This is a genomic window from Erwinia sp. MYb416 (genome assembly GCF_037479575.1).
GTDB classification, from domain to species: Bacteria; Pseudomonadota; Gammaproteobacteria; order Enterobacterales; family Enterobacteriaceae; genus Erwinia; species Erwinia rhapontici.
Genome location: NZ_JBBGYT010000105.1, coordinates 1 through 876, shown reverse-complemented (window position 1 = coordinate 876; position 876 = coordinate 1). Strand labels below are relative to the sequence as shown.

At 60.0% G+C, this 876-nt stretch carries 1 protein-coding gene and 1 pseudogene; both read left to right on the top strand.

Translation table 11 applies throughout. From position 1 onward, the window contains the following. Window positions 1-240 (top strand): annotated as a pseudogene (locus WH277_RS00945) (glutathione S-transferase family protein); the annotation flags it as partial. 20 nt (window positions 241-260) lie between these two features. Further along, window positions 261-863, top strand: a complete 603-nt coding sequence (locus WH277_RS00940; RefSeq protein WP_339454746.1) for an alpha/beta hydrolase — start codon at window positions 261-263, stop codon at window positions 861-863. The last annotated feature ends 13 nt before the right edge of the window (window positions 864-876 follow it).

Here is an 876-nt window from a genome sequence, read left to right as displayed (position 1 = left end):
CGCCTGTTCGTGACGCTGATTCGCTTTGACGTTGCCTATCACGGTTTGTTTAAGTGCAACCTGCGTCAGCTTCGGGACTTCCCCGCGCTGGATGCTTACCTGCAACGTCTGCTGGCGCTTCCCGGCGTGCGTGAAACGGTTAGCATCGACCATATTAAGCAGGGTTATTACTCTATTAAGGCACTGAACCCGAACGGGATTGTGCCCGCCGGCCCAGACATGAGCGGCTACGGTTTTTAATCTGATTTACGAGGCGAACAATGTCGAAAGGATTAGTTATTTTACTGCACGGCGTTGGCAGCAGCGGCGATGATCTGGCAGGCCTGGGTGACCACTGGGCGCCCACACTGCCAGGCGTAAGCTTTGCCAGCCCCAATGCCGCGTACCACTTTGAACATGGCGCTGGCTGGCAGTGGTTTAGCCTGGCGGGTATCACGCCAGAAAACCGTCCTGCGAGGGTGGCAGCAGCGCGCGCTGCCTTTGACCAGACACTGCAGGCGATCCTCGATCGGCATCAGATGAGCGACAGCCTGGATAAGGTGGTGCTGGTCGGCTTCTCGCAGGGGTCGATTATGGCGCTGGATACGCTGGTGTCGGGCCGCTGGCCGATTGCGGGCATTGTCGCCTTTTCCGGCCGCCTGTCATCACCCGCCCCGTTCACTCCGGCACTGAATACCCCGGTGCTGGTGCTGCACGGTATGGCCGATGATGTTATCCCGGTGCAGGAAGGGCATTCTGCGGAGCAGCGTCTGCGCGCTCTGGGTGTGCAGGTCAGCAGCCAGTTTGAGCCGGGCATCGGGCACACCATTTCGGCCCAGGGCGCACAAAGAGCCGTTGAGTTTATTGCCGCACGCCTGGGGTGATCTCCGTAGGGGG